Origin of the sequence: Actinocorallia aurantiaca (genome assembly GCF_039533685.1) — a bacterium.
GTDB lineage: Bacteria > Actinomycetota > Actinomycetes > Streptosporangiales > Streptosporangiaceae > Actinocorallia > Actinocorallia aurantiaca.
In genome coordinates this window covers 39,743-52,579 of sequence record NZ_BAAATZ010000008.1, presented here as the reverse complement: position 1 = coordinate 52,579, position 12,837 = coordinate 39,743, and the positions used below count along the sequence as shown (strand labels likewise).

General features: G+C 71.1%; 11 protein-coding genes. 5 read left to right on the top strand and 6 right to left on the bottom strand.

Annotation, left to right across the window (positions count from 1 at the left end; translation table 11 throughout):
* Window positions 1–23: 23 nt before the first annotated feature.
* The 4 genes from ABD327_RS12355 to pdxH all read right to left on the bottom strand — a co-directional run bounded on the left by ABD327_RS12355 (window position 24) and on the right by pdxH (window position 4,155).
* On the bottom strand, window positions 24–974 hold the full coding sequence (locus ABD327_RS12355) for a hypothetical protein (RefSeq protein WP_344450531.1): 951 nt from the start codon (window positions 972–974) through the stop codon (window positions 24–26).
* 147 nt (window positions 975–1,121) lie between these two features.
* Window positions 1,122–2,240: a phosphoserine transaminase gene (gene serC / locus ABD327_RS12350; protein ID WP_344450460.1), complete on the bottom strand. Its 1,119-nt coding sequence runs from the start codon at window positions 2,238–2,240 to the stop codon at window positions 1,122–1,124.
* An 11-nt stretch (window positions 2,241–2,251) separates the two neighbouring features.
* A complete protein-coding gene (locus ABD327_RS12345; protein ID WP_344450459.1) occupies window positions 2,252–3,526 on the bottom strand; it encodes an MFS transporter in 1,275 nt (424 codons plus the stop codon).
* Entirely contained in the window at window positions 3,523–4,155 is a 633-nt protein-coding gene (gene pdxH / locus ABD327_RS12340; RefSeq protein ID WP_344450458.1) for a pyridoxamine 5'-phosphate oxidase, read from the bottom strand. The genes ABD327_RS12345 and pdxH overlap by 4 nt, the downstream gene beginning before the upstream one ends.
* Window positions 4,156–4,304: 149 nt before the next feature.
* Between pdxH and ABD327_RS12335 the strand changes: the two genes are divergently transcribed.
* The 3 genes from ABD327_RS12335 (at window position 4,305) to ABD327_RS12325 (ending at window position 8,507) form a co-directional block, all read left to right on the top strand.
* Complete coding sequence (locus ABD327_RS12335; RefSeq protein WP_344450457.1) at window positions 4,305–5,399, top strand: citrate synthase 2; 1,095 nt, start codon at window positions 4,305–4,307, stop codon at window positions 5,397–5,399.
* 147 nt (window positions 5,400–5,546) lie between these two features.
* Window positions 5,547–6,260 (top strand): iron-dependent transcriptional repressor DtxR, encoded by a 714-nt coding sequence (locus tag ABD327_RS12330; protein ID WP_344450456.1) that lies wholly within the window; start codon window positions 5,547–5,549, stop codon window positions 6,258–6,260.
* Window positions 6,261–6,338: 78 nt separating this feature from the next.
* Window positions 6,339–8,507, top strand: a complete 2,169-nt coding sequence (locus tag ABD327_RS12325) for a SpoIIE family protein phosphatase (protein WP_344450455.1) — start codon at window positions 6,339–6,341, stop codon at window positions 8,505–8,507.
* Window positions 8,508–8,517: 10 nt separating this feature from the next.
* Here ABD327_RS12325 and ABD327_RS12320 read toward each other — a convergent pair whose 3' ends face one another.
* Window positions 8,518–9,210, bottom strand: a complete 693-nt coding sequence (locus ABD327_RS12320; protein ID WP_344450454.1) for a class I SAM-dependent methyltransferase — start codon at window positions 9,208–9,210, stop codon at window positions 8,518–8,520.
* 72 nt (window positions 9,211–9,282) lie between these two features.
* Window positions 9,283–9,441, bottom strand: coding sequence for a hypothetical protein (locus ABD327_RS12315; protein WP_344450453.1), 159 nt, complete (start codon window positions 9,439–9,441; stop codon window positions 9,283–9,285).
* 92 nt (window positions 9,442–9,533) lie between these two features.
* Here ABD327_RS12315 and ABD327_RS12310 point away from each other — a divergent pair, with 92 nt between their 5' ends.
* Together ABD327_RS12310 and ABD327_RS12305 are read left to right on the top strand one after the other, a co-directional pair.
* Window positions 9,534–11,543 carry an MFS transporter gene (locus ABD327_RS12310; protein WP_344450452.1) on the top strand — a complete coding sequence of 670 codons (2,010 nt, stop codon included), beginning with the start codon at window positions 9,534–9,536 and terminating at the stop codon, window positions 11,541–11,543.
* A 109-nt stretch (window positions 11,544–11,652) separates the two neighbouring features.
* Window positions 11,653–12,801, top strand: a complete 1,149-nt coding sequence (locus ABD327_RS12305; RefSeq protein ID WP_344450451.1) for an acetyl-CoA C-acetyltransferase — start codon at window positions 11,653–11,655, stop codon at window positions 12,799–12,801.
* Window positions 12,802–12,837: the final 36 nt, after the last annotated feature.

The following is a 12,837-nucleotide window of genomic DNA, read 5'->3' as shown; positions in this document are numbered from 1 at the left end:
GGAGGAATAGTGACACGCTCCACTCACTTTCGTCTGCGGCTGTAGGCGATGGCCGCCATCACCGCACCCACGACGACGAACAATCCGAGGCCCCGGTTAGTTCCTTTGCTTTCCGATTCGTTATCAGGCGGCTCGCCGGAGGACCTCTCGGACGCGGCCGAGGGCGCGGGCGAGGGCAGGGCCTCCTCGGGGAGCGGCACCCGCCAGACCTTCCGGTCCTCCCCCTCGGAACTGATCAGGAGGGCGCGCCCGTCCGGGGTGTAGGTGACCGACTCGCCCTGCTCCTGCGAGGGCAGGGACATCATGGTGATCTGCTCGTCAGGGGCGCGGTAGAGCGTGGCCGAGAAGTAGCCGCGGATCACGAAGGAGCTGCCGTCGGGCGCGTAGGCGCCGTCGGTGGCGAAGGAGTGCGCGGAGCCGACCGGCTTCAGGACGTTCGTACGGGTGGAGCTGAGCTTGCGGGGAGCCCGGTAGAGCCGTCCGGCCCCGAATGTCTTGGAGGCGACGTAGAGCCGGTTGTCCCTGGGGTCGATGAGGATCGCCTCGGCGTCGCGGGCTCCGTCGGAGTAGGTGAAGCGGAAGGCGGTGGCCTGGAGCGTGCGGGACTTCATCCGGGACGGCTCGCGGACCCGGTAGACGGTCACGTACGGCCAGGCGCCCTTGAGGTTGTCGCCGATGTCCGCGATGTAGAGGGCGGGCCGTCCCGCCTCGTCGCGGCCCATGGCGATGCCCTCCCAGTCCCGGGCGGTGGCTCCGGCGACGCTGAAGACGGCCTTCGTCCGCCCCGAGGAGTCGACCGCGAAGATCTGCGGGGCTCCGTCGGAGTCGTTGTGGGTGTAGACGATGCCGGGGTGCCGCGAGGAGGCGGCCAGCCCGGACGACTCGGTGATCGAGGGGTCCTGGAGGGTGAAGGCCACCTGCGCGTCGCCGCCGCCCCCCAGGGGGAGGGCGGCGGCGAGCACCAGCGAGGTCATCTGGCTCACTGCAGCAGGGTTCCCACGATCACGGCCACCACGAGCAGGATCAGGATCAACGGCAGCAGCCAGCGGGTGGGACGGTACACGCTCATGAGCCTATTGGCGGGTCCGGAATGCCCGCGCCGGGGTCGGCAGTGGCGCCTCTCACCCGTTCAGGCGCTCGACCACGTGGTCGACGCAGGCGGTGAGCGCCTCGACGTCGGCGGGGTCGATCGCCGGGAACATGCCGACGCGCAGCTGGTTGCGGCCGAGCTTGCGGTAGGGCTCGGTGTCCACGATGCCGTTGGCGCGCAGCACCTTGGCGATCGCGGCGGCGTCGACGCCCTCGGCGAAGTCGATCGTGCCGACGACCTGGGAGCGCTGCGCCGGGTCGGCCACGAACGGGGTGGCGACCTCGGACTTCTCGGCCCAGGAGTACAGCCGGGAGGCCGAGTCGGCGGTCCGGGAGGTGGTCCAGGCCAGGCCGCCGTTGGAGTTCATCCACTCGATCTGCTCGGCGAAGAGCAGCGCGGTGGACACGGCGGGGGTGTTGTAGGTCTGGTCCTTGGCGGAGTTGTCCACCACGGTCGTGAGGTTGAAGAACTCCGGGATGTAGCGGCCGGAGGAGGCGATCTCGTCGATCCGGGCCAGCGCCTTGGGCGAGACCAGGGCCACCCACAGGCCGCCGTCGGCGGCGAAGCACTTCTGCGGGGCGAAGTAGTACACGTCGGTCTCGGAGACGTCGACGGGGAGGCCGCCGGCTCCGGAGGTGGCGTCGACCATGACCAGCGAGTCGTCCTCGACGACGCGCCGGATCGGCATCGCGACGCCGGTGGAGGTCTCGTTGTGGGTGAGCGCGTAGACGTCCACGCCCTCCTCGGCGACCGGCACCGGGTGCGAGCCCGGGTCGGCGGAGACCTTGGTCGGCTCGTCCAGCCAAGGGGCGCCGGAGACGACCTTGGCGAACTTGGAGGAGAACTCGCCGAAGGTGGCGTGCTGGGACTTCTGGCGGACCAGGCCGAAGGCGGCGGCGTCCCAGAAGGCGGTGGTGCCACCGTTGCTGATCAGGACCTCGTATCCGGACGGCAGCTGGAACAGCTCGCCCAGCCCGGAGCGGACCCGGCCGAACAGCGACTTGACCGGCTTCTGCCGGTGCGAAGTGCCCAGGTAGGTGCTGCCGGAGTCGTACAGCGCCTGCAGCTGCTCGGGACGGACCTTGGACGGGCCGCAGCCGAAACGGCCGTCTGCGGGCTTGATCTCTTCGGGGATGACGATGTCGCTCACATCGGGAAAGCCTACGTGACCTGCTTGGAAGATCGCTCCTCCGGCCCGTGGTCCGGGGCGTCCGGACGGTAGCGCAGCAGGGCGGGGGAGGCGAGGCCCACCAGGACGACGAGCACCGCGCAGGCCAGGCCGCCGAACACCCAGGAGACGCCCGCGCCGAAGGCCACGGCCATGATCCCGGCGCGCATGTCGCCGAGCCGGGGGCCGCCGGCGACGACCACGGTGAAGATGCCCTGGACCCGCCCGCGCAGCTCGTCGGGCGCGTAGGTCTGCAGGATCGTCGTGCGGAAGACGGCCGAGACGAGGTCTGCCGCGCCGGCCAGGGCCAGCAGCGCCACCGCCGCCCACAGGGAGTGCTGCAGCCCGGCCAGGGCCACCGCCAGGCCCCACAGGACGATCGAGACGACCAGGGCCAGGCCCTGCCGCCGGATCCGGCCGATCCAGCCGGAGAACAGGCCGCCCAGGACCGCGCCGATGCCGATCGCGGCGAACAGCCAGCCGACCGCGGACTCGCCGCCGAACCGGGTGTCGGCCAGTTCGGGGAACAGGGCGCGGGGCATCGCGACGCCCATCGCGATGATGTCGACGACGAAGGACATCAGCAGGACCGGCTGGGTCCACAGGAAGCGCAGCCCGTCCAGGATGGAGCGCAGTCCGGGCGTGCCCTGGACCTTCTCGGTGCCGTCGAGCGGCGGGATGTCGGGCAGCCGGAAGGCGGCCCAGAGCATCACCGTGAACAGGACCGCGTCCAGGGCGTAGGCCCAGGAGTAGTCCCAGCGGGTGAGGATCAGGCCGGCCAGCAGCGGTCCGCCGAGGGTGGCGGCCTGGCTGAAGGTGTAGCTGAGGGTGTTGGCGGCGGGGATCTCCTCGACGCTGAACAGCCGGGGCACGATCGCGCCGCGGGTCGGCGAGGAGATCGCGAAGCCGGTGGACTGCAGCGCCACCACGGCCATGAGCAGCCAGAGCAGTTCCAGGCGCAGGACGGCCTGGGCGAGGAGGCCGAGGGTGGCGACCCAGGTCAGCAGCGAGGACAGGAACAGCAGCCTGCGCCGGTCCATGTGGTCGGCGACGGCGCCGCCCCACAGGCCGAAGACGATCAGCGGCACCAGGTTGACCACGCCCAGGACGCCGACCCAGAAGGACGAGCCGGTCATCTGGTAGACCTGCACGGGCACGGCCACCGAGGTGATCTGGAAGCCGGTGAAGGAGACTCCGTGCCCGATCCACAGCCTTCGGTAGGCGGGGTTGCGCAGAGGCGTGGTGTCGAGCAGCAGTCTCTTGCTCATGGGGCGAGGCGCTCCCGTAGCCAGGGGTCGGGGGATCCGGTCTCCCGGGTGTAGCGCAGCCGGTCGTGCAGCCGGTCGGGCCGGCCCTGCCAGAACTCCACCGAATCGGGGATCACCAGATAGCCGCCCCAGAAGTCGGGCACGGGGACGCTGTCCGGTTCCGGCCATTTTATGGCCAATTCAGAGAACCGATTCTCCAGTTCCTCCCTGCCCGGGATCACCGAGGACTGCCGGGAGGCCCAGGCGCCGATCTGCGAGCCGTGGGGGCGGGAGCGGAAGTAGGCGGCGCTCTCCTCCGGCGGCAGCGTCTCGGCCCGGCCCATGACGATCACCTGCCGCTGCAGCGGATGCCAGGGGAAGAGGAGGCTCGCCCAGGGGTTCTCCGCCAGGTCCCGGCCTTTGCGCGAGGTGTGGTTGGTGAAGAACCGGAAGCCGTCCTCCTTGAACCCCTTGAGGAGGACGGTGCGGGCCCTCGGCCTGCCCTCCGCCGAGGCGGTCGCCAGGACCATGGCGTTGGGGTCGGGCAGCCCCGCGTCCACCGCGTCCGCGAACCAGTCGGCGAACAGGGCGAAGGGCTCGGCGGGCGCGGTTTCTTCGGTGAGGGCCCCTCTTTCGTATGAGATTCTCAAGCCTGCGGGGTCAGCGGGAAGACGATCCACGGTGGTCAAGCTTTCCACCAGCCCCTGGAACCCGAGACGCCCCCCTGGGATACTGGCGGGTAACCGAGCAGGGTTCGATGCACGGCGACCGACCGCAGGGGAACCGAAAGGCAGGCCGTATGTCTGAGTTCAAGCCGGGGCTCGAAGGAGTCGTCGCCTTCGAGACCGAGATCGCCGAGCCCGACAAGGAGGGCGGCGCCCTGCGCTACCGGGGCGTGGACATCGAGGACCTCGTGGGCGTCGTCTCCTTCGACCGGGTCTGGGGCCTGCTCGTGGACGACTCGTTCGACCCCGGCCTGGCCCCCGCCGAGCCGCACCTCCTGCCGGTGCGCTCCGGTGACGTCCGGGTGGACGTGCAGGCCTCGCTGCCGACCCTGGCCACCGTCTACGGCATGCGCCCCCTGCTGGACGTCTCCGACGCCGAGGCCCGTGCCGACCTCGCCCGCGTCTCGGCGCAGACGCTGTCCTTCGCCGCGCAGAGCGCCCGCGGCCTGAGCCTGCCGGCCGTTCCGCAGTCGCGGGTCGACGAGGGCCGGACCGTCACCGAGCAGTTCATGATCCGCTGGCGCGGCGAGCCCGATCCCCGGCACGTGCGGGCCATCGACGCCTACTGGGTCTCGGCGGCCGAGCACGGCCTGAACGCCTCCACCTTCACCGCACGGGTGATCGCCTCCACCGGGGCCGACGTGGCCGCGGCCGTCTCCGGCGCGATCGGCGCGATGTCCGGCCCGCTGCACGGCGGCGCCCCCGCCCGCGTCCTGCCGATGATCGAGCGGGTCGAGCAGCTCGGCGACGCACGCAAGGTCGTCGCCGACATCCTCGACGGCGGAGAGCGGCTCATGGGCTTCGGCCACCGCGTCTACCGGGCGGAGGACCCGCGCGCCCGGGTGCTGCGCCGCACCGCCCGGGAACTGGGCGCCACCCGGTACGAGGCGGCCAAGGCGCTGGAGGACGCCGCGCTGGAGGAGCTGCGCGCGCGCCGTCCCGACCGCCCGATCGAGACGAACGTCGAGTTCTGGGCCGCGGTGATCCTGGACTTCGCCGAGGTCCCGACCGCGATGATGCCCGCGATGTTCACCTGCGGACGCACCGCGGGCTGGGCCGCCCACATCCTGGAGCAGAAGCGCACCGGCCGCCTGGTGCGCCCGAGCGCCCGCTACACCGGCCCCGGAACCCGCCCCGTTTCCGAGGTCTCGGGCGATCAAAGCCTGTAACGAATGTCACAAGGGCCGCCCCCGCGGGCGGCCCTTTGTAGTTGAGTGGAATACGACGCACCCGCAAAACGCTTAACTGAGCTCCGGTATCCGGGCATCTGGAGGGCGGCCGAAGACGTAAACTCTGAGGCAGAGACTGGAGGAACCTTGACCTCACACGGCCTGATCGACACCACGGAGATGTATCTCCGCACGGTGTTCGAGCTTGAAGAGGAGGGGATCGTCCCGCTGCGCGCGCGCATCGCCGAACGACTCTCCCAGAGCGGGCCAACCGTCAGCCAGACGGTCGCCCGTATGGAACGCGACGGCCTGCTGCGGGTAGAGGGCGACCGCCACCTGGCGTTGACCAGATCCGGCCGGGACCTGGCGGTACGGGTGATGCGCAAGCACCGTCTCGCCGAATGCCTGCTCGTGAACGTCATCGGCCTGCCCTGGGAGGAAGTGCACTCCGAGGCCTGCCGGTGGGAGCACGTCATGTCCGAGTCGGTGGAGCGGCGGCTGCTGGTGCTGCTGGACAACCCCACGACCTGCCCGCACGGCAACCCGATCCCCGGTCTGGAGGAGCTCGGCGGCCACAGCGGCGAAGAGGAGCAGGCCGGTGAGGACGAGGGCCTGACGGCGATGACGTCGGTCGCCACCCGGGACGGACAAGCCGCGGTCATCCGGCGGATCAGTGAACAGATCCAGAGTGATCATGACCTTATGCTTAAACTCAAGCAGGTCGGGATTCAGCCCGGACGCGAGGTGACGCTCGCGGTTGGCGACGATGGTGTGCGAGTGACCAGTGAGGACTCCGGAGACGGGCCTGAGACAGAGCTTCCGCGACGCATCGCCGAACACGTCTTCGTCGCGAAGCTCTGAGATCTTGGTCGAGGATCTCCACCCCCTCCCGCCCACGGGCGCCGTATTCGTCATGGAAAGGGCGCCGGAGGTGCGGGGATGAAGCAGTGGGGCGAACCCCCCTTCGAGCCCGAGCTGGCGCCCGAGGCGGTGCTGGGCCAGATGGAGATGGCGGTCATCGTCTGCGACCGCTTCAGCAACATCATCCACATCAACGCCTTCGCCAAGAAGCTGTTCGGCTTCGCCGGAAGCGAGTACATCGGCCAGAGCGTGCTGTCCCTCGGCATCGCCGAGGAGGACCACGAGCAGGCCACCGAGCTGGCCCGGCACGTCCTGAAGGGCGGCGTCTGGGAGGGCACCTTCTGCAACCTGCGGGAGGACGGGAGCACGATCTACACCCGGGCGCAGGCCGTCCCGCTGCGCCACCCGTCGGGCGCCATCGACGGGGTGGCGATCCTGGCCCGTGAGGCGCTGCGCAGCAACCAGCGAGAGCAGGACAGGTACGGGCTGCTCGACCGCATCGGCACCCGGCTGGCCGGCTCCCTGGAGCTGGAGGTCACGCTGCGGGCGGTGGCCGACACCCTGGTCCCGCAGTTCGCCGACCACGTCTTCATCGACCTGGCCTCCTCCGACAAGCTGATGCGGCGGATCTCGCGGCACACCGGCGACTGGACGCCGCCGCCCGGCACCTGGCCCGAGGTCGACGAGCAGGTGGCCTACCCGCCCGACCACCACGCGGCCAAGGCGATGAGCCGCCGCGACGCGGTGCTGGTCGACCTGACCACCGGGCTCGACGACGAGCTGGGCCTCACCTCGATGATCTCCGCCCCGCTGGTGGCGCGCGGCCAGGTGCTGGGCGTGATGAGCCTCGGCCTGTCCCACCTGGGCCGCCGCACCGACCCGCACTACGACGGCTTCGACCGCGACCTCGTCGGCGCGATCGCCGGCCGGGTGGCGCTGTCCATCGACAACGCCCTCCTCTTCGAGGAGGAGCGCCAGACCGCCCTGGCCTTCCAGCGCCACCTGCTGCCGGGCGAACGCCCGCCCAGGCTGGACGGGCTGCAGATCGCCTGGCGCTACGAGCCCGCCAAGCCGCTGGAGTCCCATGGGCACGGCATCCAGACCCAGGTCGGCGGCGACTGGTACGACGTGATCCCGCTGTCGGCGGGCCGGGTCGGCATCGTCATCGGCGACGTGGAGGGCCGCGGCGCGCGGGCCGCCGCGGTGATGGGCCAGCTGCGCGCCGCGCTGCGCGCCTTCGCCCAGGACGACAAGTCCCCCGCCGACATCATGCGCAAGCTGGACGAGTGGGTGCGCACCATGAGCCCCGCGGACGCGCCCCGCCCGTCCCTGGTCTCCTGCACCTACTTCGTCTACGACGCCTGGTCGCGGGAGCTGACCTTCTCCAACGCCGGGCACAGCCCCCCGATGCTCGTCCTCGACGGCCGGGTGGGCGAGCTGGACTTCCACTCCGCCGCCGGGGCGATGCTGGGCGTGCGCTCCCCGGGCCTGGGCGGCGACATCATCTACAACGAGGCGACGGTCACCCTGCCCCCGGGCAGCACCCTCGTGCTGTACACCGACGGGCTGGTGGAGCGCCGTCCCAAGGACGACGGGACGTACTACAGCAGCGAGCAGTCCCGCCTCCTGATCGAGGAGGCGGTCGGCCGGGTCTCGCGCAGCGACGTGGAGACGGTGGCCAACACGGTGTTCGCCGCGGTGCCCGGCGACATCGACGACGACGTGGCCCTGGTCGTCATCCGCACCGCCTCGGAGGAGCTCCCCGTGGAGGAGCGCACCTTCCCCTCCGAGCCGATCATGGTGTCGGAGGCGCGCAGGCTGGCGGCCGAGACCTTCGCGGCCTGGGGCCTGCACGAGGACGAGGCCGAGATGGCCTGCCTGCTGGTCTCCGAGATCGTCACCAACGTGGTGCTGCACGCCACCAACGTCCCCGCTCAGAAACGCGCGCTGGTGGGCGCGCCGGAGCTCTCCTTCGACGAGGACGACTGGGACCTGGGCAGTGCCAGTCTGGGATTGGGCCGTCCCGATCCGGTGAAGCAGGAGTTCCGGCTGCGGCTGCGCAAGGGCGTGGGCTCGCTGTGGGTGGAGGTCTTCGACCCGGACCTGCGGCTGCCCCGCATCCGCAACGCGGGGGAGACCGACGAGGGCGGCCGCGGCCTGTACCTGGTCGACCAGATCGCGGCCCGCTGGGGCTCGCGCCCCACGCCCGACGGCAAGGCCGTCTGGTTCGAGCTGCCCCTCGCCTGAGGCGGGCGGGCTACCGGCGGCCCGTCAGCTCCCGTACGCCTCGTACGCCTCGTACGGGGACGGCGGCCAGGTGCGCCCACGTCTGGGTGAACCACAGTTCGCCCCCGATGATGCGGGGCTTGGCGCCGGTCTTCGGACCGCCGTCGACCTCGGCGAGCAGCACCTCGCGCAGCCGTTCGGCGATCCGCGGGTCGCAGGCGGCGGCCAGCCACGGTTCGGCGGGGCGCTCCACGGTGAGCAGGTCGAGCCGGGTGATGCGGGCGCCGGCGGACTCGACCATCCCGATGAGGTCGCCGATCGGCGGGGTGGACCGGAAGCTGGGGTCGCGTACGCGTTCCAGGGCGTCCCGGTGGTCGCTGGAGCAGTTGGTGCGGGCCAGTTCGGCCAGGACGATCCGCCCCGAGGAGTGGCAGACCCGCAGCATCTCCCGGAGCGCGGCCGCCGGATCCGTCATGCGCAGCAGGGTGAACCGCGCCGTGACCAGCGAGAACGCCGCGTCGGCGTAGGGAAGTTCCACCGGCCCGGGCTCGGGCACGGCGCCCAGCTCCACGGAGGTGAGCCGCCCGACCCTCGGGGTGAGGGCCGAGGCCAGCGGGCTGGACCCGTAGCACAGGTCCAGCGCCTCGTCGTGCGGCCGGGGCTCGGCGAAGTCGGCGAGTCTGGTGAGGAAGGTGGAGAGGGTGCCCACGGCGGTGCTCGGCACGGGACTCCTTCCCTCGCAGTGGTCAATCAGATGAGACGGACGGGAGCCCCTCCTGGTTCACCGTCGGGGAGGTCAATTCAGTGACTGCCCCCACAGGGCCAGCACCACGAGCACGAAGACGATGACGACCGCGCTGGTCGTGGGCGCGGGGAACCGGAGCCGTACGGCCGTCCAGCGGATGCAGAAGGCGGCGAGGAGCGCGAGCAGCACGAGCGTGACGATCCCGTTCATGGGACTCACCATAAACAGTTCTTGGCGCGGAGTTCAGATTCCGCCGCCCACGGGCTCGGGTACTCGACCCTGGAGGGCCGGGGAGGGCGCGGATGGCACGGGAGGCCGGTGCGCGGGGCCGGGGGATCGGCCTGATCCTGACGGCGCTGCTGCTGGGAATGCTGCTGGGCGCCCTGGACCAGACGATCGTCTCGACGGCGCTGCCCACCATCGTGAGCGATTTCGGCGGCCTGAACCACCTGTCGTGGGTGGTCACCGCCTACATGCTGGCGAGCACCGCCTCGACGCCGCTGTGGGGCAAGCTCGGCGACCAGTACGGGCGCAAACCGCTGTACATCGCCGCGATCGTGATCTTCCTGATCGGCTCGGCGCTGTGCGGGCTCTCGTGGAACATGTTCTCGCTGATCTGCTTCCGCGCGCTGCAGGGGCTGGGCGGCGGCGGGCTGATGGCGCTGGGCATGGGGATCATCGCCGACGTGGTCTCGCCCCGCGAGCGGGGGCGCTACCAGGGCTACTTCGGCGGGGTCTTCGGGGTGGCGAGCGTGGCGGGCCCGCTGCTGGGCGGATTCTTCGTCGACACGCTGAGCTGGCGCTGGGTCTTCTACGTCAACCTGCCGATCGGGGCGGTGGCGCTGGCGGTGATCGTGACGGTGCTCCGGGGCAAGGAGGAGCAGACCCGGCACCGGATCGACTACGCGGGCACCTTCGCCCTGGCCGGCGCCGCGGTGTGCCTGGTGCTGGGCACCACCTGGGGCGGTACCGAGTACCCCTGGGGCTCGCCGGTGGTGATCGGCCTGTTCGCCGGGGCCGTGCTGCTGCTGGGCGCCTGGTGGCTGGCGGAGCGGCGGGCGGCCGAGCCGGTGCTGCCCCTGCACCTGTTCGGCAGTTCCGTCTTCTCGATCTGCGGCCTGATCGCGTTCGTCATCGGGTTCGCCATGTTCGGCGCGCTCACCTACCTGGCCGTCTACTTCCAGGTGGTGGAGGGGGTGTCCCCGACGCTGTCGGGGCTGAGCCTGCTGCCGATGATGGCCGGGACGCTGACCATGTCGACGCTCTCGGGCCATCTGATCACACGGACCGGCAAGTACAAGATCTGGCCGATTCTGGGCACCGGGGCCACCACGCTGGCGCTGGCCCTGTGCACCCGGCTCGGCGTGGGCACCGGCGTCCTGGAGCGGAGCCTGTACCTGCTGCTGCTGGGCGCCGGCCTGGGCTGCGTCATGCAGGTCCTGATCGTCGCGGTGCAGAACACCAGCCCGTACCGGGACCTGGGCGCGGCGACCTCGGGCAACACCTTCTTCCGGTCCATCGGCGGCTCGTTCGGGGTCGCGGCCTTCGGCGCGGTCTTCAGCAACCGGCTGGCCTCCGGCATGGCGGACCTCGTGCGGGAGGGGCGGCTGCCGGCGGGGACGAACACGGCGGCGCTGCAGGAGAACTCGTCGCTCATCAGGAGGCTGCCGCCGGAGACCGCGCAGGCGGTCCTCGAGGCCTACGCCCAGGCGATCCAGACCATCTTCGTCTACGCGACGCCGGTGGCGGCCGTCGCGTTCGTCGCCAGCTGGTTCCTGCGCGAGGTGCCGCTGCGGACCGCGACCAGGGACGCGGGGATGGGCGAGTCGATGGGGGCGCCGACGGCGCGCACGTCCAAGGCCGAACTGGAGCTGGCGCTGGCACGGCTGCTGTACCGCGACCGGGACGCCCGCGCGCTCTACAGCCGCCTGGCCGCCCACGCGGGAGCGGACCTGCCGGCGGGGAGCGTCTGGGCGCTGTGCCGGATCGCGTCGGAGGGCCCGGACGGCTCGATCGGCGCCGCCGAGCTGGCCGCGCGCGCCCACACCACGCGGGAACGGGGCCGGCCCTGCATCGACGCGCTGGTCGACCGGGGCCTGGTCGAGCGCGAGGGCGCCGACGGCGCGAGGCTGGTGGTCACCGGCGCGGGGCGCGACCTGGCCGAACGCATCTTCCGGATCCGTCGTCTGGCGTTGGACCACCTGGTGGCAGACTGGCAGCCTGAGCTACACCCGGAACTGGCGACCCTGCTGGAGCGCCTCTCCCGCGAGTCGCTGGGAGCGGACTCCGATTCCAGGGTCTTCTCGGAATGAGTGTTCAGGGTCACTCTTGGGTTGCCACGTACCGGCGGGTAAGCTCATACTGACCGAACCCCATTCGGTTTAATGGGACGGAACCCACCCCTAGATCTTTGGAGGCGTTGTGGCCGAGGCGTACATCGTCGGCGCGGTCCGTACCCCCGTCGGAAGCAGGAAGGGCGGCCTGGCCGGAGTTCACTCCGCCGACCTCGGCGCGCATGTTCTCAAGGCCCTCGTCGAGCGCACCGGGATCGACCCGGCCGCCGTCGAAGACGTGATCATGGGCTGTGTCTCGCAGGCCGGCATGCAGGCCCTGGACGTGGCCCGCACCTCCTGGCTGTCCGCGGGCCTGCCCGAGAGCGTGCCCGGCGTCACCATCGACCGCCAGTGCGGCTCCTCCCAGCAGGCGGTGCACTTCGCCGCCCAGGGCGTGCTGTCCGGCACCCAGGACCTCGTCATCGCGTCCGGCGTCGAGAACATGGCCGCCGTGCCGATGGGCTCGAACGTGCCGTTCGGCCCCGAGGGCGTCAAGGCCGGCATGCCCTACGGCGACGGCTGGGCCGAGCGTTACGGCATGCAGGAGATCTCCCAGTTCCGTGGCGCCGAGCTCATGGCCGAGAAGTGGAACCTGAGCCGCGAGGACCTCGAGGCGTTCGCCCTGGAGTCCAACATCCGTGCGGGCAAGGCCATCGAGGCCGGCTACTTCGACCGCGAGATCGCGCCGCTGAACGGCGTCGAGCGCGACGAGTGCGCCCGCCCCGACACCACCCTCGAGAAGATGGCGGGCCTCAAGCCGCTGCGCGAGGGCGGCCGCATCACCGCCGCGGTCTCCTCCCAGATCGCGGTCGGCGCGTCCGCGCTGCTCATCGCCTCCGAAGAAGCCGTGCGCACGCACAACCTGACCCCGCGCGCCCGGATCCACACCCTGTCGCTGGCCGGCTCCGACCCGGTCTACATGCTGACCGGCCCGATCCCGGCGACCGAGAAGGCCCTGAAGAAGTCCGGCCTGAAGATGGACGACATCGACGTCGTCGAGATCAACGAGGCCTTCGCCCCGGTCGTCCTCGGCTGGCAGAAGGACCTCGGCGCCGACCCGGCCAAGGTCAACCCCAACGGCGGCGCCATCGCCCTGGGCCACCCGCTGGGCGCCACCGGCGGCATCCTGATGGCCAAGCTGCTGCACGAGCTGGAGCGCACCGGCGGCCGCTACGGCCTCCAGACGATGTGCGAGGGCGGCGGCCAGGCCAACGCCACCATCATCGAGCGCCTCTGAGCGAGGCCCCGTCTCCTCCGTGAGGGGGGACAGCGC

Bases quoted from the DNA above. Each gene is read 5' to 3' on its own strand.
- ABD327_RS12355 (WP_344450531.1), bottom strand. From the start codon at position 974: ATGACCTCGCTGGTGCTCGCCGCCGCCCTCCCCCTGGGGGGCGGCGGC.
- ABD327_RS12345 (WP_344450459.1), bottom strand. From the start codon at position 3,526: ATGAGCAAGAGACTGCTGCTCGACACCACGCCTCTGCGCAACCCCGCC.
- ABD327_RS12335 (WP_344450457.1), top strand. From the start codon at position 4,305: ATGTCTGAGTTCAAGCCGGGGCTCGAAGGAGTCGTCGCCTTCGAGACC.
- ABD327_RS12325 (WP_344450455.1), top strand. From the start codon at position 6,339: ATGAAGCAGTGGGGCGAACCCCCCTTCGAGCCCGAGCTGGCGCCCGAG.
- ABD327_RS12315 (WP_344450453.1), bottom strand. From the start codon at position 9,441: ATGAACGGGATCGTCACGCTCGTGCTGCTCGCGCTCCTCGCCGCCTTC.
- ABD327_RS12310 (WP_344450452.1), top strand. From the start codon at position 9,534: ATGGCACGGGAGGCCGGTGCGCGGGGCCGGGGGATCGGCCTGATCCTG.